Origin of the sequence: Geobacillus sp. BMUD (assembly GCF_013096845.1) — a bacterium.
GTDB classification, from domain to species: Bacteria; Bacillota; Bacilli; order Bacillales; family Anoxybacillaceae; genus Geobacillus; species Geobacillus vulcani.
Genome location: NZ_SDLA01000081.1, coordinates 1 through 404, shown reverse-complemented (window position 1 = coordinate 404; position 404 = coordinate 1). Strand labels below are relative to the sequence as shown.

The following is a 404-nucleotide window of genomic DNA, read 5'->3' as shown; positions in this document are numbered from 1 at the left end:
TGCTAAGAGAAGCCTTTGATCGCATTGAGCAGTTCACTTTTTAATCAACAAAAAATCCCTCTGCTCCAAGAGAGTGAATCACTCCCAGAAGTTAGCTTTTATGGCTAACTTTTGGCGAATGGTTCAATCACTCTAGTTGCAGAGGGATTTTTTTATTCTTTTTTTGCTTCTTCAATCAGTTTTGCTATTGCTTCTTTTTGATATTCTGCAGTGAATTGACTGATTTTTGCTTTTTGTTCCGCCGCATCCATTGTTGGGTCAGCCATCAAAGCGGCTTGCATCTTCTCTTGAACAAAAGTTTGTGCTTCTGTTTTCATCGCTTCTTGTTGGCTTTCAACAAGACTGGCTAGTTTTTTCGCTTGATCAACAGTTAAGAGAGTCCAAGTATCTGGAAGAGAGAACGT

General features: G+C 39.4%; 1 protein-coding gene. It reads right to left on the bottom strand.

Annotated features, from left to right (window positions below; genetic code table 11):
* Nucleotides 1-152 precede the first annotated feature (152 nt).
* Nucleotides 153-404, bottom strand: a 252-nt coding sequence (locus ETC05_RS17505) for a hypothetical protein (RefSeq protein ID WP_216366557.1), incomplete at its 5' end; no start/stop codon positions are given.